Annotated in this window: 13 protein-coding genes; 11 read left to right on the top strand and 2 right to left on the bottom strand. The window is 63.7% G+C overall.

Annotation, left to right across the window (positions count from 1 at the left end; genetic code table 11):
* The first annotated feature begins 9 nt into the window (after positions 1–9).
* The 11 genes from tssK (at position 10) to AB4O35_RS05410 (ending at position 15582) form a co-directional block, all read left to right on the top strand.
* Complete coding sequence (gene tssK, locus AB4O35_RS05460) at positions 10–1344, top strand: type VI secretion system baseplate subunit TssK (RefSeq protein WP_065875493.1); 1335 nt, start codon at positions 10–12, stop codon at positions 1342–1344.
* Between the two features lie 6 nt (positions 1345–1350).
* Positions 1351–2640 carry a DotU family type VI secretion system protein gene (locus AB4O35_RS05455; RefSeq protein ID WP_065875492.1) on the top strand — a complete coding sequence of 430 codons (1290 nt, stop codon included), beginning with the start codon at positions 1351–1353 and terminating at the stop codon, positions 2638–2640.
* A complete protein-coding gene (gene tssM / locus AB4O35_RS05450; protein ID WP_065946063.1) occupies positions 2637–6137 on the top strand; it encodes a type VI secretion system membrane subunit TssM in 3501 nt (1166 codons plus the stop codon). The genes AB4O35_RS05455 and tssM overlap by 4 nt, the downstream gene beginning before the upstream one ends.
* A complete protein-coding gene (gene tagF / locus AB4O35_RS05445) occupies positions 6134–6787 on the top strand; it encodes a type VI secretion system-associated protein TagF (protein ID WP_065875490.1) in 654 nt (217 codons plus the stop codon). The genes tssM and tagF overlap by 4 nt, the downstream gene beginning before the upstream one ends.
* Positions 6788–7507, top strand: coding sequence for a PP2C family protein-serine/threonine phosphatase (locus AB4O35_RS05440; RefSeq protein WP_065875489.1), 720 nt, complete (start codon positions 6788–6790; stop codon positions 7505–7507).
* A complete protein-coding gene (locus AB4O35_RS05435) occupies positions 7504–10482 on the top strand; it encodes a serine/threonine-protein kinase (RefSeq protein WP_065875488.1) in 2979 nt (992 codons plus the stop codon). Before AB4O35_RS05440 ends, AB4O35_RS05435 begins: the two co-directional genes overlap by 4 nt.
* The gene (locus AB4O35_RS05430) at positions 10482–11186 is read left to right on the top strand and encodes an ABC transporter ATP-binding protein (protein WP_065880289.1); all 705 of its coding nucleotides are present in this window, start codon (positions 10482–10484) and stop codon (positions 11184–11186) included. Before AB4O35_RS05435 ends, AB4O35_RS05430 begins: the two co-directional genes overlap by 1 nt.
* On the top strand, positions 11186–12370 hold the full coding sequence (locus tag AB4O35_RS05425) for an ABC transporter permease family protein (protein WP_065891310.1): 1185 nt from the start codon (positions 11186–11188) through the stop codon (positions 12368–12370). Before AB4O35_RS05430 ends, AB4O35_RS05425 begins: the two co-directional genes overlap by 1 nt.
* Positions 12363–14072: a formylglycine-generating enzyme family protein gene (locus tag AB4O35_RS05420; RefSeq protein ID WP_065891311.1), complete on the top strand. Its 1710-nt coding sequence runs from the start codon at positions 12363–12365 to the stop codon at positions 14070–14072. The genes AB4O35_RS05425 and AB4O35_RS05420 overlap by 8 nt, the downstream gene beginning before the upstream one ends.
* Positions 14073–14156: 84 nt before the next feature.
* Entirely contained in the window at positions 14157–15083 is a 927-nt protein-coding gene (gene tagQ, locus AB4O35_RS05415) for a type VI secretion system-associated lipoprotein TagQ (RefSeq protein WP_049710921.1), read from the top strand.
* A 124-nt stretch (positions 15084–15207) separates the two neighbouring features.
* On the top strand, positions 15208–15582 hold the full coding sequence (locus tag AB4O35_RS05410; protein WP_003195530.1) for a hypothetical protein: 375 nt from the start codon (positions 15208–15210) through the stop codon (positions 15580–15582).
* Between the two features lie 131 nt (positions 15583–15713).
* Here AB4O35_RS05410 and AB4O35_RS05405 read toward each other — a convergent pair whose 3' ends face one another.
* Entirely contained in the window at positions 15714–17114 is a 1401-nt protein-coding gene (locus AB4O35_RS05405) for an aminoacyl-tRNA deacylase and HDOD domain-containing protein (protein WP_065875484.1), read from the bottom strand.
* Positions 17115–17191: 77 nt separating this feature from the next.
* The gene (gene recG, locus AB4O35_RS05400; protein WP_065875666.1) at positions 17192–19267 is read right to left on the bottom strand and encodes an ATP-dependent DNA helicase RecG; all 2076 of its coding nucleotides are present in this window, start codon (positions 19265–19267) and stop codon (positions 17192–17194) included.
* Between the last annotated feature and the right edge of the window lie 8 nt (positions 19268–19275).

The raw sequence follows: 19275 nt of genomic DNA, 5'->3' as shown, positions 1-19275 counted from the left end.
GGAGCCCCCATGTCCTGGAACAATCGCGTGGTCTGGTCGGAAGGCATGTTCATTGGAACGCAGCACTTCCAACAGCATGACCGTTACCTGGAAAACCTGATCGACGCCCGCAGCCGCCCGTTGTCCGCAGGCGCCTGGGGGTTTTCCGAGTTGCTGATCGATCAGGGCCTGCTGGCCCAGGGCAAACTGGCAATCGTCTCGGCGCGCGGCCTGTTGCCCGACGGTACGCCCTTCAACATCCCCCATGATGACCTCGCGCCGAGCCCGCTGAATATCGACGACAACCTGCGCGACGGCCTGGTGTACCTGGCCTTGCCGCTCAAGCGCGCCGGCGCCCGCGATACCGTGGACGAAGGCGAGGCCCTGGAAGCCGCGCGTTATGTGAGCCAGGTGCGGGAAGTACGTGACGACAACGCCCCCTTCGAAAACCGTGCGCCAGTGGCTGTCGGCTCTCGCGCCCTGCGCCTGTTGACCGCCCAGGATGGCGTCAGCGATTACGCCGCTATCGGCCTGGTGCGCATCAAGGAAAAACGCGTCGACCGTGCGCTGGTGCTCGACGACACTTACATCCCGCCCGTACTGGACGTGGCCGCAAGCAAACCGCTGACGGCGTTTCGCAGCGAGCTGCTCGGCCTGCTGCACCAGCGCGGCGAAGCCCTGGCCGGCCGCGTAGTTGCCTCGGGCGCGGGTGGTGCTTCGGAGATTGCCGATTTCATGCTGCTGCAATTGGTCAACCGGGCCCAACCGCTGATCCAGCATTTGAGCCAGTTGAGCCCGCTGCATCCTGAACGCTTCTTCAGTGAATTGGTCAGCCTGGCCGGCGAGTTTTCGACGTTCTCGACCTCGGGCCGGCGCCCTCAGGAATACCCGCACTACCAGCACGACGACCTGGTGCTGAGCTTCGCCCCGGTCATGGCCGCGCTGCGTGAAGCGCTGTCGATGCTGATCGACAGCAAAGCCACGCCGATCCCGATTGTGGAGAAAGCCTATGGCATCCACGTGGCGATGCTGGCCGACAAAACCCTGATCGACAGCGCCAGCTTCATCCTGGTGGTGCGCGCCGATGTGCCCGGTGAAACCCTGCGCGCGCGCTTCGGCCAGCAGAGCAAAGTCGGTTCGGTGGAGCACATCCGCGACATGGTTAACCTGCAACTGCCGGGGATCGGCCTGTTGCCGTTGCCGGTGGCGCCACGCCAACTGCCGTACCACGCAGGCTCGACGTATTACGAGCTGGATCGTGGCAGCGAGCATTGGCAACAGCTGAGCAATTCCGGCGGTTTCGCTTTCCACATCGCCGGGCAGTTCCCGGGCTTGAACCTGGCCTTCTGGGCGATCCGAGGATAATCCGCGATGCATCCCAATGATGATGACCGCACCCAGTTCATGCCGCGCCCCGGTGGCCGCGCGCCGGAGCCTGTGCGTGCTGAACCCTCGCCGCTGGCGATGCCGGCTGCGCCGATGCTCACTGGCAAGAGCCAGGGCCTCAACCCGCTGGAAAGCGCCGCCGGCCCTTTGCTCGCCTTGCTGACGCGCCTGCGCAACACCATCGCCCACCCGGCGCCGGCCAGCCTGCGCGCGCAATTGCTGGCCTACCTGCGCCAGTTCGAAGAGCGCGCAGAGGCGGCCGGCATCGCCCGCAACGAAGTGCTGTTGGCGCGTTACGCGTTGTGCACCGCCCTTGATGAAGCGGTGTTGAGCACGCCTTGGGGCAGCACCAGTGATTGGGGCAAGCAAAGCCTGTTGATCACCGTGCATAACGAAGCCTGGGGCGGGGAAAAAGTCTTCCAGTTGCTTGATCACTGCTTGCAAAGCCCACGGGAACGCCTGTATCTGCTGGAGCTGTTATACCTGTGCATGTGCCTGGGTTTCGAAGGCCGCTACCGCGTGATGAACGACGGTCGCAGCCATTTGGAAACCCTGCGTGAACGCACCGCCGCCGCTATCCGCAGCGCCCGTGGCGAACATGAGCGCGAGCTGTCGCCGCACTGGCGCGGCGTGACCGTGGCACGGGATCGCCTGGCGCAATTCATGCCGCCGTGGATCGCCGTGGCCATCGGCGTCGCGCTGTTGCTGGCGTTGCTGTTTGGCCTGCGCCTCAAGCTCGCTTCGGATGCCGAGCCGGTGTTCAAGAATATCCATGCACTGGGCGAAATCCCGGTGCAGGCCATCGACCGTCCCGTGGCACAGCCGAAAGTGATCGAACGCCCGCGCCTGGCTGGCTTCCTGGTGGAAGACATCAAGGCCGGCCGCGTTGCCGTTGAAGATGCCGTCGACCGTTCCGTGGTGACCATCCGTGGCGATGAACTGTTTGCGTCCGCCAGCTCAAGCATCGTGGATGACTACCAGCCGCTGATGCTGCGCATCGCCGACGCCATCCGCAAGGTCAAGGGCCAGGTGCGCGTTACCGGGCACAGCGACAACCGCCCGATTGCCACGCTGCGCTTCCCGTCCAACTGGGCGTTGTCCGAAGCACGGGCCAAGTCAGTGCTGGAGATCCTCGCGGCCAAGACCGGCCAGGCGGATCGCTTCAGCGCCGAGGGCCGAAGCGACACCGAGCCGGTAGCCACCAACGCTACAGCCGAAGGCCGCGCCCGTAATCGTCGGGTTGAAATCACCGTATTGGCGGAGGGCGTCGAGTGAAGGCGTTTTTCAGTTTTATGATTCGCTGGGTGATCCCCGTGCTGGGCCTGATCGCCCTGAGTTTGATCATCTGGTTTGTCGGGCCGTTGCTCGACGTGCTGGTGCCGGAAGGGCGCCGTTGGGCGCTGATCATCCTGGTGTTTGCGCTGTGGATTGCCTACCGCGTGTTCCGCATCATCCAGGCCCGCCGCCAGGCCGCCGAAGTGATGCGCAGCCTGGCCGCCGAAACCCCGGCCGACCCCAACAGCGTCGCCACGGCCGAAGAACTCACCACCTTGCGCCAGCGCATGGACGAAGCGCTGACGCTGCTGAAAAAGGCCAAGCTCGGTGGCGATGAGCGCCGCAATCTTTACGAGCTGCCATGGTACGTAATCATCGGCCCACCGGGTTCGGGCAAGACCACCGCGCTGGTCAATTCCGGGCTGCATTTCCCATTGGCCGCGCAGTTGGGCGCGGGTGCCGTGCGTGGTGTTGGTGGTACACGTAACTGCGACTGGTGGTTTACCGACCAGGCCGTGTTGCTCGACACCGCTGGGCGCTACACCACCCAGGACAGCAACTCCACGGTGGATAAAGCCGCGTGGCTGGGCTTCCTCGACCTGCTGAAAAAGCAGCGCTCGCGTCGGCCTATCGATGGCGCTTTTATCGCCATCAGCCTGTCGGACTTGCTGCTGGGCACCGATGCTGAACGTGCCGCCCACGCCGCGGCCATCCGCCTGCGTATCCAGGAGCTGTACACCCAACTGGGCGTGCGTTTCCCGATCTACCTGATGCTCACCAAGCTCGACCTGGTGCCGGGCTTCATGGAGTTCTTCGACAACCTGAGCAAGGAAGACCGCGCCCAGGTGTGGGGCATGACCTTTGCCCTGGACGATGGCAAGAACAGTGACAGCCCGCTAGCGCACCTGCAGAGCGAATTCTCCGGCCTGGAACAGCGCCTCAACGAACGCCTGGTCGAACGCCTGCAACAGGAACGTGACCCAGCGCGGCGCGACCTGATCTACGGTTTCCCGCAGCAGTTCGGCGCGTTGAAGGATTGCCTGCAAAGCTTCCTCGAAGGCGTGTTCAAGCCCAATGCGTTTGAGGAGCGCGTGTTGCTGCGCGGTGTGTATTTCACCAGTGGTACCCAGGAAGGCAGCCCGATTGATCGCTTGATCGGCGCGATGGCCCAGAGCATGAATCTGGACCGCCAGCACCTGGCACGCCAGAGCGGCACCGGCCGCAGTTACTTCATCGAAAAACTCTTCACCGCCGTGGCGTTTGCCGAGCGTGGCCTGGTGGGGGTGAACCCCAAGGTCGAGCGGCGGCGCAAGTGGATTGCTCGTGGTGTCCTCGCCGCCACCGTTGCGTTGGTGGTGGTGGTCAGCAGCCTGTGGTGGGTGAGTTATCGCGCCAACCAGGCGTATATCGCCCAGGTCGACCAAAAGGTCGCGCCGCTGGGCCAGACCGTCCAGAACCTGAGCCCGGCGCAGCGCGAAGTGCTCGCCGTGCTGCCGTTGCTCAACGCCGTGAAGAACCTGGCAGGCGACTCGCCGAGCTGGTCCGAAGGCCTGGGGCTGTACCAAGGCGACATGCTCGAAGCCGAATCCGCCAGCGTCTACCGCAAGCTGTTGATCGCCGTGTTCGCGCCACGCCTGGTGACGCGTATCGAAGAGCAACTGCACGGCGGCGGCAATTCCGACTTCCTCTACGAAGGCCTCAAGGCCTACCTGATGCTCGCTGACACCGAGCATTACGACCCGGACTTCATCAAGGCCTGGATCGCCCTCGACTGGGACCGCAACCTGCCGCGCGACCTGCCGGCTGATCAGCGCCAAGCATTGGCCGGGCACTTGCAGTCGTTGTTCGAGCGCCATCCGCCAAGCGCGCGCCTCGACCCACGTTTGATTGATGACCTGCGCCGCCAGTTGCAACAACTGCCGGTGGCCCAGCGCGTCTACGACCGGGTCAAGCGCCAGAAACTGCCCGAAGGCATTCCGGATTTTCGTATCAACGAAGCCGCCGGCCGTGACGCGGCGCTGGTGTTCAGCCGTAAAAGCGGCAAGCCGTTGGGCGAGCCGCTGAGTGGGTTCTTCACCGCCAAAGGCTATCGCCAGGCGTTCCTGCTGAGCAGCCTGAACCAGACCGGCACCCTTGCCGAAGAGCAATGGGTGCTGGGCCATGAACAGGCCGACCAGCAGAACGTGGTGAGCCTGGCCGCCGATGTGCGCCGCTTGTATTTCCAGGACTACCAGCGCCAGTGGGATGCCTTGCTGGCGGACATCGACTTTGTGCCGATCACCAGCGTGGCCCAGGCGGCCGACGTATTGCGGGTGATATCCGGCCCGACCTCGCCGCTGAAAAAACTGCTGGTGGCGGTGGCCAAGGAAACCGACCTGCAAGCCGAAGAACGCCAGTTGGCCGCCAAAGGCGTGCCGGTAGAAGGCGGCGTCGACAAGCTCAAGGAGCGCCTGGGCAGTCTGCTCGGCCAGGAACAACCGACCCCCAATGCACCGCAAGCAGCGGATGATCCGGTGACCGCGCACTTCGCCGAACTCAACAGCATCGTCAGCAAGGGCGAAGGCGAACCGGCGGCCATCGACGGCCTGCTCACGGACATGAACGCGCTGTATGTGCAGGTCAGCGCCATGGTCGGCGCCAGCGGCGATGCGTTGCTGGGCGAGGCGAAGAACCAGGCGGCGGCTGCGGCCACGCGGGTCAGCCTGAATGCCGAGCGCCAGCCGCCGCTGGTGCAGGGCATGGTCAAGTCGGTGGTCAATTCCACCACCAACAGCATGATGGGCGGGGTGCGTAACCAACTGAACGCGGCGTGGGTCAGTGAAGTGGTCAACGTGTATCGCCAGTCCCTGGCTGGGCGTTATCCGATGTCGCCGGGCAGCGCGCGCGATGCCACCTTGGACGACTTCGGCCAATTTTTCGGCGTGGGCGGGGTGATGGACAACTACTTCCGCAAATACCTGCAGCCTTACGTCGACACCTCCGCACAAACCTGGCGCTGGCAGCCGGGCGCGGCGCAGAAACTCGGGATTGCACCGGGCGTGCTGCAAACCTTCCAACGTGCGGCGACCATTCGTGATGCGTTCTTCAGATCGGGGGGCACGCAGCCCGTCGTGCGTTTCGAACTCAAGCCCGTGTCGATGGACCCGACCATCACCCAGTTCCTGCTCGACCTCGATGGCCAGCAATTGAGCTACGACCACGGCCCAAGCCGACCGGTTGCGATGCAATGGCCGAACCCCGGCAGCATTGGTGTGGTGCGTATTTCCATCATGCCGCCGTCGGCCAGTGGCCGCTCCGGTGTGACCCTCGACGGGCCGTGGGCGTGGTTCCGTTTGCTGGAGCAATCGGACCTTACCGCCGGTAATTCGCCGGACCGTTTCAACCTGCGCCTGCGGGTCGACGGCGCGAGCATCGCCTACGAGTTGCGCGCCAACAGCGCCTTCAACCCGTTCAAGAGCCGCGTGCTCAGCGGCTTCAGCCTGCCGGAGCGGCTATGACGACGCTGGGTTTCTACGGCAAGTTGGCCAGCCGCGGCGACTTTGTCAGCCGCGCCTTGCCCCAGAGTTTTATCGGCCCGTGGGACAGCTGGCTGGCGGCAGGCTTGCTCGCCAGCCAAAACAGCCTCGGCGGTGATTGGCTCAATGTGTACCTGGTCAGCCCGTTGTGGCGTTTTGTATTGGCGCCGGGCGTATGCGGGCCGGATGCGGCGGCGGGTGTGGTGATGCCGAGCATTGACCGGGTCGGGCGGTATTTCCCGCTGGCCGTGGTGGCGCTGCTTGATCACGACACCAATCCAGCGTCCCTCGTGGGCGGGCCGGACACCTGGTTCGAGCAGGCCGAAGAACTGTTGCTCAGTACCCTGGATGCCGGCGCCACCTTTGAGCGTTTCAATGACGGCCTCGACACCCTGGGCTTGCCGGCGACTGAGCCGCGCGCAGTGGACAGCCGCTTCGCCGGCCTGCAGCGCGTGAGCGCTACCGTGCCCCATGGGCGCATGACCGCACTCGCCGAACAGGCCTGTGAAGGCGCGAGTTTGTGGTGGGGCCGTGGTTCGCAACAGATTTCCCCTGGTTTATTGCGGTGTCAGGGCCTGCCTGCCGCTGGCGATTTTGCGCAGTTTTTGCTCGGACAAGAAGGTGTGGTGTAGATGGGGTCGACGTACAAATCCGCGAGCAAAAGCCATGTGGGCATGGTCCGCCAGGTCAACGAAGACGCCTGCCTGGACCTGCCGGAAAACCGCCTGTGGGTAGTCGCCGACGGCATGGGCGGGCATGCGGCGGGGGATTATGTCAGCAGCCTGATCGTCGACAGCCTGCGCGGTGTGGCGCTGGGCCGTTCCCTTGAAGAATATTGCGCGGCCTTGCGCAATGACCTGATTCGCATCAACGCTGCCGTGCGCGAAGAAACCGCCAACCGTGGCGTGACCATGATGGGCAGCACCGTGGTGTTGCTGGCGGCGCGAGGCTTGCGTGGCGTGTGCCTGTGGGCCGGTGACAGCCGCTTGTATCGCCTGCGTGACGGCGTGCTTGAAGGCATTTCCCGCGACCACAGCTACGTGCAGGACCTGCAAGACAGCGGTCTGCTCAGCGAAGCCGATGCGCGCACGCATCCGCGCGCCAACATCGTCACCCGCGCGGTGGGCGTGGAAGCCCAGCTGGAGCTGGCGGCGGTTGACCTGCTGATCGCTCCCGGCGACAGCTACCTGCTGTGCAGCGATGGGCTGAACAAGACCGTCGAAGACCATGAAATCCGCGAAGTCCTCAGCCATGACACACCGGATGAAATCGTGCGCAGCCTGGTGCACCTCGGGCTTAGCCGGGGCGCGCCGGACAACATCACCGCCATCGTCGTGAAGGTATCGTCATGAACATCGTCATCCCGGGTTATGACATCGAAGGCGAGATCGGCGAAGGCGCCATGGCCAGCGTGTACCTGGCGACCCAGCGTTCGCTGGAACGCAAGGTGGCGTTGAAGGTGATGGCGGCGGCACTGGCGGCCGACCCGAGCTTCTGCGAGCGTTTCCTGCGCGAGGGCAAGACCCTGGCGCGCTTGTCGCACCCGCACACGGTGACCATCCATGACATCGGCAATGTCGGTGAGCTGTATTACATGGCGATGGAATACCTGCCCAACGGCACGCTCAAGGAGCGTATTGCCGCTGGCCTGACGCCGGAGCAGGGCGTGACGCTGATCCGCCAGATCGCTTCGGCGTTGGGCTATGCCCACGCTCAAGGCCTGGTGCACCGCGATGTGAAGCCGGCGAACATTCTGTTTCGCGCCGATGGCACGGCGGTGCTGTCCGACTTTGGTATCGCCAAGTCGTTGGATGACCGCACTCAATTTACCCAGGCCGGTTTTGCCGTGGGCACGCCGAGCTATATGAGCCCGGAACAGGCGCGGGGCCAGGAGATCGACGGCCGCGCCGACCTGTATGCGCTGGGCGTGGTGCTGTATGAAATCCTTGTCGGCAAGCTGCCCTACAGCGGCACCGACGCGCTCTCGACGGCGCTCGCACACCTGACCGAGCCGTTGCCGGAATTGCCGGTGCACCACGGCCGTTATCAGGGCGTGCTGCGCAAGCTGTTGGCCAAGGACCCGGCGGAACGTTTCCCGGATGCGGCGGCGTTGTTGCTGGCGCTGGACCAACTGCCGGCGGACTCACCGGAAGCCACGCTGGTGCGGCCGCTGCCGATCCCGCTGAGCTTTGATCTGGCGGGCATGACCCCGGTCACCATCGATATTCCGACCGATAAACCACAGCCGCAACCTGCAGTGCGCCAACCTGTGGTGACTCCGACGCAACACAAAGCCGTGTCCGAGCAACGCCGTGGGCCGGTGTTGGCCCTGGCCGCTGTTGCGGTAGCGGTTGCATTGGCCATTGGTGGCGCCAGTTATTGGTGGTTGAGCGGCAGCGATGAGCCGGCCAAACCGCCTGCTGCGGTGGTGCCCAAGGTGACGCCACCACCACCGCCAGTCGCTGAAGTGGATGGCGGTCAGCGCCCGCTGTTGATGGCGGGTAAGAAGACCCTGTTCCAGCGCGTGCTCAGCAAGCCCGGTGCGAAGCTTTCAACGGACGCCGGCAGCGCGCCAGGAAAGGCGCTGCCGGCGTTTTCCGTACTCTATGTTTACCAGCGCAAAGACGTCGACGGCAGCCCGTGGGTACGCGTCGGCGCGGCCACCGATGGGCGCAGCGATGGTTGGTTGCCGGCCGCGCAGGTCAGCGACTGGAAGCAGAGCCTGGTGCTGAAATTCACCGAGCGCTCGGGCCGGGCGCCGGTGATGTTCCTGCGCCAATCGGGCGAAGTGGAAAAGCTGTTGGCTGACCCGGCCGCCGCCAAAGGCGTGCTGGCCAAGGCGCAGAAAAACAGCGAAGACAATGGCCAGGTCCTCGCGTTGGAACCGACTGCCAGCGCTGTGCCGCAGAACCAGTTCTACCTGTTGCCGATCTTCGATTCCAAAGAGAGCTTCGACGAAAACGGCCAGCCGGTGCAGTTGCTCAATGTCGCTTCCATCGACCCAGGCACCAGTGCGGTTAAACCGGCCACGCCTGTGATCAAGGCGAATGCCGACGCCTTCCGCACGGCCGTTGTGCTGGTGGTCGACACCACCGTGTCGATGCAGCCCTACATCGACCAGATCCGTGACGTGGTGCACGAACTGCAAACCCGCATCGGCGAGCGCGGCGAGTTAGACAGTGTCAGCTTCGGCATGGTGGGTTTTCGCAGCAGCATCAAGAAAACCCCTGGCCTGGAATACGTCGCCAAGACCCTGATCAGCCTCGATCAAGGTCGCGACCCGCAACGCTTCCTCGACATGGCGCGCCAGGTCAAGGCGTCCACCGTGTCCAGCCATTCGTTCAACGAAGATGCGTTCGCCGGGGTGATGCAGGCGGTGGACGGCATGGATTGGTCCGGTTACGGCGGGCGCATCATCCTGCTGGTCACCGATGCTGGCGCACTGCGCAAGAACGACCCGTTTGCCGCCACCCAGATGAACGAGGCGGAAGTGCGTCAGGCCGCGCTGGGCAAGCAGATCAAGATCTACGCCCTGCACCTGCGCACCGATGCCGGCAAGAAAACCCACGCCGGCGCCGAAAGCCAGTACCGCATCCTCACCGCCGACGCCAACCCGCAGATCGGCGACCTCTACACGCCGGTGCCGGGTGGCGACGTGCGCAAGCTGGGCGAGCGCGTCGACGAGATCGGTACGGTGTTCGCCAACCTGGTGCACCAGGTGCGCAGCAATACGCCGCAGCCGGTGCCGTTGCTGAGTTCTGCACCAACCTTGGCAGACAAATCCGCAGCAGTCGGCTATGCCATGCACATGGATTTCCTGGGGCGCAAAACCGCAAGCCAGGCGCCGCAACTGGTCAGCGCATGGACCGCCGACCGCGACCTTACCAACCCGGCGCTGCCGGCGTTCCAGGTGTGCGTGATGCTGACCAAATTGCAGCTCAACGACCTGCAGCAGTCGCTGAAACTGATCGTCGATGCAGCGCGCAAGACCCAGACCTCACCCAAGGATTTCTTCCAGGAAATTGCCAGCGCCTCGGCCTACATGAGCCGCGACCCGCAAGCCTTGCGCAAGGGCGGCAACCTCGCCGACGGCGGCATCCTCGGCGAATACCTCGAAGGCCTGCCGTACCGCAGCAAATCGCTGAACATGACCCAGGACCTGTGGTTGTCGTTGAGCGTGGCCGAGCAGGAAGACTTTATCGACGAGCTGGATTCGAAAATCCGCCTCTACGAGACCTTCCACAATGACGTGGCCAATTGGGTCCGTTTCGGCGATGCCGAGCCGGGTGATGCGTTGTACCGCGTGCCGTTGTCGACGCTGCCGTGATGCTGAACCTGAACGCGGTGCACAAGAGCCGGGGCGTCGGCAGCCAGCGCTATAGCCTGGTGATTCCGGCGCTGGCGCTGCGCGCGGGTGAGCAATTGGCGATCGTCGGGCCCAGCGGGTGTGGCAAAAGCACGTTGCTGGACCTGTTGGCGCTGGTCCTGGCGCCGGATCAGGTCGGGCAGTTTGAATTCAATCAGCACGATATCCGTGGGCTGTGGCGCAGCGATCAGCAATCCACGCTGGCCGCATTGCGCAGCCAGCATTTGGGCTATGTGCTGCAAACCGGTGGCTTGCTGGGCTTTCTCGATGTGCGCGGCAATATCGCCCTGTCGCGGCAACTGCTGGGTTTGAAGGATGACGGCAGCGTGGCACGCCTGGCCGAGCAGCTGGAAATCAGCGACCAGTTGGCCAAGAAACCGGCGGCGCTCTCCGTGGGCCAACGCCAGCGCGTCAGCTGTGCCCGTGCGCTGGCGCATGCACCGCAACTGGTGTTGGCAGACGAACCGACGGCGTCGCTGGACCCCTTGAATGCCGAGCGCGTGATGCAGGCGTTGCTGGCCCAGGCTCGCGAACACCGCGCGGCGTGTGTGATCGCCACCCATGACGAGCCCCTGGCGCGCGCCAGTGGCTTGCAGGTGCGGCATATCAGTTGCCGTCGCGACACCGACGGCGGCGTCACCGCCACCCTTGGGGAGGCGTGCTGATGCGCATCGGCCTGGTGGCATCGCTGGCCTGGCAGGATTACCGCAACGATGCGTGGCTGTCGGCCTGTTCGGTGCTGGCGCTGGTGGCGGTGATCGCGCCGTTGCTGGTGTTATTCGGCCTGAAATTTGGACTGGTTAGCAGTTTGACCGAACGTTTGCAGACCGACCCCGCCACCCGTGAAATTATTCCGTTGGGCGGTGGTCGATTCAGCAGTGCATTTATCGAGCAGCTCAGTCAGCGCAGTGACGTGGCGTTTGCCGTGCCCCGTACGCGGCAGATTGCAGCGACGGCGCAAGTGGGTACGCTGAGCCTGGAAATGCTGCCGACCGCGGCGGGTGATCCGTTGTTGGGCGGTCTGCCGGTGCCAAAGGGCCTGGAGCAGATCGTGCTGAGCCACACCGCTGCTGAGAAGCTCGCGGCGCGGCCCGGCGATTGGCTGGAGACCAGCTTTGCTCGGCAAGTGGCAGGGCGCGTAGAAGCCCAGCGCATGCGCGTGCAGGTGTTGGCGGTATTGCCGCTGGAAGCCTTTGCCCGTGACGGTTTGTTTGCTGAATTGAGTTTGCTGGAAGCGGTTGAAGATTACCGCGATGGCCGTGCAGTGCCGACGTTGGGTTGGGCCGGTGATGAGGCGGGCGTGAGCGAACAGCGCGTGTATCCCGCGTTTCGGCTGTATGCCCGCAACCTCACCGATGTGGAGCCGCTGCGGGTGTATTTCGCCGGGCAGAATGTGTTGGTGTCGACCCAGGCGCAGACCATTGCGCAAGTGCAGTCGTTAAGCCGCAACCTGTCGATCGTATTTTGGGTGATCTGCGGGCTGGCGTTGGCGGGAGCGTTTGCGGCGATCTTTGCCGGAGCGTTGGCCGCCGTGGCGCGCAAGCGTCGAGAGTTATCCGTGTTGCGCCTGTTGGGGTTTTCCACGGGCGGGCTGTTGGTGTTTGTGGTGGTGCAGGCGCTGTACAGCGCAGGTTTTGCGGCTGCGCTCAGTGCCGGGTTGTACGGCCTGGCCGAGGCCGCTTTGAATCAATTATTCGTGCAGGTGCCGGGCGAATACGCCAGCCATCTGCTGGCGCGTCATTACGGCCTGGCCCTGGCTGCTGTGCTCGGCGTAAGCGCCGTGGCGGCGGTGTGTGGCGGTTGGCGAGTGGCGCGTATCCAGGCTTCTGAAGGAATCAGAGATGTATAAGTTACTGGGCGCCGCCGTGGCGCTGAGCCTGGCCTCAATGGCCTGGGCTGATGAAGCGAGTGACAAACTCGACAACCCCAAGCCGTTGCCGGATGACGTGAGCCTGCCGCTGCCGTGTGAAGGCAACATGGTGTTTCGCTACGCCTACGTGCTGGCCCAAGGCACCCTGGACGATCGCGAAATCAGCCTCGGCTACCCCTTTGCCGAAGGCGAGGCGGGCTATCAGCAGTCGTTTATTTCCGGTTACCGCCGCGACTTCATCAACGGCCAGTTCACCCTCAAGGACTTGCCCAAAGACTGGAACAAAGTCATCGCGCCATTGATGCCGAAGACTGACGCCAAGACCCCGCTCAAGCCCATGCTGTATTTCATCGGCAAGTACGAAGTGACTGCACGCCAATACGCCCAAGTGATGGCCCAGGCGCAGTCACTGGCCAGTGGCGAACCGGCGCCTGCGTGCGACGCGCCCACCGGCATGGCCGGGCGCTTGCCCAAGGTGAAACTGTCGCGCTTTGAAGCCGAGCGCTTCTCGGCGGTGTACAGCGCCTGGCTGATGAAATACCACCGCGAGTTGCTGCCGGTCAGCGGGCGCGGTTCGTCAGCGGAGGATGGCGGGCTGGGCTTTGTGCGCCTGCCCACCGAAGTGGAATGGGAATATGCCGCGCGCGGTGGCCAAGCCGTGAGCCGTCAGGACCTTGAAGGGCGCCTGTTTCCGCGCCGTGTCGAGGGCAGCGAAAGCGACGGCCCGCTCGGCGATTACGCCGTGTTCAACCAGGTCGCCGGCGGCACTGGCCAGGCCGCACGCCTGATGCCCATCGGCACCAAATTGCCTAACCCGATTGGCCTGTTCGACGTGATCGGCAATGCGGCGGAAATGGTCCAGGAATCCTTCCAGCTGGTGCATGCCGGGCGCCGTCAGGGCACCTATGGCGGCTTTGTGGTCAAGGGCGGCAACTATTTGGAAGGCGAGGGCACGCTGTTCACCGGCATGCGCCGCGAGTACCCGCTGTTTGCGGCCGACGGCACCGAGCAAAGCAACGAGACCACCGGCTTTCGCGTGGCGATTGGCGCATTGTCGGCGCCGCGTTCGCGCTACAAGGAACTGTTCGCGCAGTGGCAAAAGGAGGGCCGCCTGGCTTCGCTGACTGACGCCATCGACGACGCCCAGGACCCGACCAAACGCCTGGACAGTATTATCGCTGCCAGCGTCGACCCCAAGCTGCAAGCCGAGCTTGGGCTGGTCAACGAAGAACTTAAGCGCAACGTCTCGCTGATCGCCCAGCAACGCGAAGAAGCGGCGGGCAACCTGATTCAGTCCGCCGCGTTGGTGGCCGAAACCATCAGCAACTACAACATTCGCTTGGCCAATCTGCAAAAGAGTCGCCAGCAGGCTATCGACAACAAAGACGAGGCCAGCGCGCAGCTGTTTGACATGGCGATTGCCAACGGCCGCAGCGCGCTGGATGGCGCAGTGGCGATCTATATCGACAACCTGGCCACCGGCACGCGCTATACCGATGCGGTGATCCAGGCGCAGTTTCAACGGATCAAGGAAGAGTTGGATCGCAAGCCTGTGCTCGGCAAGAGCCTGGTGACGCGCGCAACACTGTTCGTTCGTCATGTCGGCAACTACCGCAAGCAACAGCGGGCCGACCCGGCGACGATCTTGAAGGAATTGCTCGCAGCGAGCGGTCAGCGATGATCGCTGGCTGTATGGCGAGCTTGGAAGGGACTCAGGCGGCGGTGGGCCGTGCTGGGCAAGTCAAACTTAAAAGAGAACACACCTATGCTTTTTTCCCGTAAGGCGGTTTCCAAGCGTCACTTGCTGCTGATCGCGGCCGGCTTCAGCACTGTGCTGACCGGTTGTGCCACGTCGCCGGCCTCCAAGGTCGCGTCGAGCACCAAGGTCGAGTACTACCCGAACTGCTACGAGCCGGTGCAGCACCTGCGCGCGACTGATTCGGACATGACCAAGTCGGTTGTCACTGGCGCGGCCATCGGCGCTGCCGGCGGTGCACTGCTGGGGGCTTTCACTGGCGACAAGGAAAAGCGCGGCCGCAACGCCGCGATTGGTGCTGCGGGCGGCGCCCTGGCTGGCGGCGCGGCGGGTTACTACACCGAGCGTCAGAAGCAGATCAGCGATGACAACCAACGCATTGCTTCCTACTCCACAGACTTCAACAAAAGCGCGTCCGACATCGACCGCAGCACCGCTTACGCCAAAGCCTCGCAGCAGTGCTACCAGAGCGCATTCACCAAGCTGGTGGCCGACCGCAAGGCCAAGACCGTCAACGACACCGAAGGCCGCAAGCGCCTGGCGGAAATCGTTTCGGGTCTGAAGGAATCCAATGACCTGATCGTCGCGGTCAACGGCAAAGCCAGCGAAGACCTGAACAACTACACCCAGGCCTACGAGAAAGACCTGCAGCAAGTGGGCGTGCAGCGTAATGACGTGGTCACCGTGGCCCAGGCCGACGTGGCGCCGCCGGTTGTACCGGCCAAGAAAGGCAAGAATCCGCCAAAAGTCGCGAAGAAGAAGGACTTGCCGGTCGTGCCTAAAGAAGCGGTCACTACCGAGAAGAGCATCCAGACCGTGCAGGCCAAGCAAGCTGAAAGCAAGCAGGTCGCCAGCGCCGGTAAGGCTCAGATGGAAGGCGCCTGCCGCGATCCAAACCTGGTCGACTGGGCACCGGTACCTTGCCCAAACGTTTAAGTAACATGCTGCTATAAGCGTCAAACGCCAGCCGATCTTCCGCTAATGCGCAAGATCGGTGGCGTTCTCTTTGCAAATCGTTAAACTGCTGCGGCCACTCAATAATTACACCGAGGCCGTGTGCATGAAATTTCGTCTTCTGCTGTGGGTGCTTGGCCTGATGATGGGCAAAGCCAGCCGCACCAATCCTGCCTTTCAGCAGCAACTGGGTGATAAAGACCTGGCTTTCCAGCTGCAAACCCTCGACGGCAAGGTTGCCCGTCACTTCATCGTCAAAGACCAGCGCATCACCAGCCGCTCAGGTGTTCACCCTGCGCCGGCGTTTGCCATTGCCTTTAAAGATGCCGCCTACGGCTTCGCCACGATGCAGGCGAAGAACAAGCAACTGGCGTTCATGACGGGGATTCAGGACAAGTCGATCCAGATCAAGGGCAACCCGGCGCTGGTAATCTGGTTCCAGGGGTTGACCAAGTATTTGAAGCCGAAGAAAAAGAAGTAGTCTTACAGGTAGACCGAGGTGGATTCATCGCAGGCAAGCCAGCTCCCACATTCGACCGCATTCCAAAGAATGTACTCGGTCAAAATGTGGGAGCTGGCTTGCCTGCGATAGCGGAGTAACAGGCAATAGACTCAGCCCTGGCTGAACTGGGAAGCCAGTTCGCGGAGCAACACCTCGGCATCCAGCACTTTGCCGACTACCTCTTCAGCCTTGTCCCGCGTCAGCCCCAGGCGCTCAAGCAGCGCATCCGGAATCGTCTCATCCGGCCCGGAACCAATCCCCCGGCTGCGCAACAAGCGCACGGCCAAACACACCAGGTTCGGATACTCAGCGTATTGCCCGTCATAAGTCGGGTCGTGCTGGAAGCGCAGCGCGGTGGATAACTCATCCGGCATGTCCCAGTAGCGCATCAGCCAGGCACCGATCTGCTCGCGGCTGATGCCCAGCAGGTGTTGCTCGACATAGCTGTGGCACAGGTGCGGGTTGACCTCCAGGTGGCGGCAGATCAGCGAGAAGTGCGGCGGGAACACGTGCGCCAGCAGCAGGTAACCGAAGTTGTGCAACAGACCCGCGAGGTAGGTCAGGCCGGCTTCCGGGCGCTGGGCGCGCGGCATGGCGCGGGTCAGGCCCTCGATCACGGCGGCGGTGTAGATCGACTGATGCCAGTACGGCGTGGCTTGGTGCGGGTTGTCCTTGGGCAGGCTCAAGGTCTTGCCCAGCGCGAGGCCCAGCGCCAGGTTGATCACCAGGTCAAAGCCGAGCACGCGCACGATGGCGTCTTCAACGGAGCGGATCTTGCCCGGCGACGCGTAGTACGGCGACGCGGCCCAGCTCACGACTTGCGCGGCCAGGGCCGGGTCGGTCTCCACTACGCCGGTGATGTCATCGATGGTGGCGTTGGGGTCGACACGCAGCTTGATAATCTTCTGCGCAGTGTCGGCCAGCGGGGGAATCTCGATGGTCGCTTCCAGGCGCTGCTGGATGCGGCGCGCGGTGAACGCCTGCATGGCCTGGGTGATTTCCTCACGGTCATCATTCGGGCGGTCAAGGTTGGGGCGGATGTTGCTCAGCGGCTCGCCGAAGTGGCCGGCGCTGGCCTTGGTGAGCATGGTCTTGAAGGCGTCGCTGGAGATCTCCAGCAACAGGCCTGCTTCACCCGAATGCACCAGCAGGCTCGGCTCGTTGAGCAGGCTGCCTTCGTACAGGCACGGCGAGCTGGTAAGCGGCGGCAGGCCCGGCAACAGGCTCAGCTCATGTTTGCCGAGCATGCGTGCGACGCGGTCCGGCGACACGGCGATAAGGCGGCGGCCAGTGAGCTCGGCGAGGCGGTTGAGGTCGAGCAGCTGGTTCTGCGGGAACAGCACCATCAGCGCGCCCACTGCATCTTCCAGCAGCACCGCCTGGACCTTTTGCGCAGGATTCAGGCCCGGTAGATCGCTGACTTCCGTGTAGGGGATGGCGAGTTTTGCGAGCAGAGCCCGAATGACCGGCGGGGCGGTCAGTGGGGCTGTGGCGAGGGCGACTTCTGACATGGCCTGATCCAATTTCGTACAGTCATCGAAGTATAACCAGCTTGATACACCTGTAGGTCGGTTAAGTGCGTCGCACCTTACACTTGACCGTATTGCTGCCCGTGCCTGAGCCAGCGATCCAGCAACGGGCTGACGTGTTCCGGCCAGCGTTCCATCAACGCTTGCGCCGCATCGCGCACGGCGGGGAGCAAGTCGGCGTCGCGCATCAGGTCGGCAACCTTGAATTGCAGCAGGCCGGTCTGGCGAGTGCCGAGCATTTCGCCGGGGCCGCGCAGTTCGAGGTCTTTTTCGGCGATGATAAAACCGTCGTTGGTTTCGCGCATGATGCCCAGGCGCTGACGGCCGATCTGTGACAGTGGCGGGTGGTAGAGCAGCACGCAATGGCTGGCGGCGCTGCCCCGGCCAACACGGCCGCGTAACTGGTGCAGTTGCGCCAGGCCAAGGCGCTCGGGGTTTTCGATGATCATCAGGCTGGCGTTGGGCACGTCCACCCCCACCTCGATCACGGTAGTGGCCACCAGCAGTTGCAGGTTGCCGGCCTTGAATTCGGCCATCACCGCGGCCTTTTCCGCAGGTTTCATGCGCCCGTGGATCAGCCCGACCTTGAGCTCACCCAAGGCGCTGGTGAGGTCTTCAAAGGTGGTTTCGGCCGCCTGGCAGGTCAGTTCTTCGGACTCCTCGATCAGGGTGCACACCCAATACGCCTGGCGGCCTTCGGCACAGGCACCGCGTACGCGCTCGATCACTTCGACACGGCGGGTGTCGGTGACCAGCACAGTGTTGACCGGGGTACGGCCGGGCGGCAATTCGTCTAGGATCGAAGTGTCGAGGTCGGCGTAGGCGCTCATGGCCAGGGTGCGCGGGATCGGCGTCGCGGTCATGATCAACTGGTGCGGGTTCATCCGGCCACCCACGCCTTTCTGGCGCAGGGCCAGGCGCTGTTGCACGCCGAAGCGGTGCTGTTCGTCAATGATCACCAGGGCGAGGTTCTTGAACTTCACTTCGTCCTGGAACAGTGCGTGGGTGCCCACCACCATCGGTGCGCCACCGGCGATTTGCTCCAGCGCGGCCGCACGCACCTTGCCCTTGAGCTTGCCGGCCAGCCACGCGACTTCCAGGCCCAGCGGTTCGAGCCAGCGCTTGAAAGTGATGAAGTGCTGTTCGGCGAGAATCTCGGTGGGTGCCATCAGCGCTACCTGGTAACCGGCTTCCAGTGCTTGCAAGGCAGCGAGGGCGGCGACCACGGTCTTGCCCGCGCCCACGTCGCCCTGGATCAGCCGCAGCATCGGCTCTTTCTGGCTGAGGTCGTAGGCGATTTCATTGCCGACGCGCTGCTGGGCACCGGTCGGCGCGAAGCCGAGGTTGGCCAGGTATTGGGCAGGCAAACGCGTGGCCTTGGGCATCGCCGGCGCGCGCAGGGAACGCATGCTCTCGCGCAGGCGTTGCTGGGACAGTTGGTGGGTCAGCAGTTCTTCAAAGGCCAAGCGGTGCTGGGCCCAGTGATGACCCAGCGCCAGTTCATCGACATCGGCGTCGGCGGGCGGGTGATGCAGGTAGCGAATCGCATCGTCCAGCGGCGCCAGTTGATAGTCGCGGGCCAGTTCCAGGGGCAGCCAGTCGGGCAGGCTCTTCGGGCCAAGCATCGCCAGGGTCTGCATGCACAGTTGGCGCAGGCGCTGCTGGGTCAAGCCTTCGGTGAGGGGGTAGATCGGGGTGAGTGTGGTGTCGACCGGCGGCGGTTCGTCGCCAGTGATGGCGCGGTATTCCGGGTGGTAGATCTCCAGGCCCGACGCGCCGGGCCGCGCTTCGCCATAGCAACGCACGCGGGTGCCGCGTTTGAGGCCCTCCTTCTGCGCGTTGCTGAAATGGTAAAAGCGCAGGCTCAGGCCGCCGGTGCCGTCCTGCAGGCGCACGACCAGGCTGCGGCGCTTGCCCATCACCACGTCGGCGCCGCTGACGGTGCCTTCGACCACCGCATCCTGCCCAGGGCGCAGATGGCCGATGGGCACCACGCGGGTGCGATCCTGGTAGCGCAGGGGCAGGTGAAACAGCACGTCCTGGAGGTTCTCCAGGCCGACCTTGGCCAGCTTCTCGGCCATGGCCTCGCCGACACCCTTGAGTGCCGTCACCGACACCTGCGACAGCTCTGTCATACCGTTGC

The organism is Pseudomonas sp. H1_A03 (genome assembly GCF_054685145.1).
This window is presented reverse-complemented; position numbering and strand designations above follow the sequence as displayed.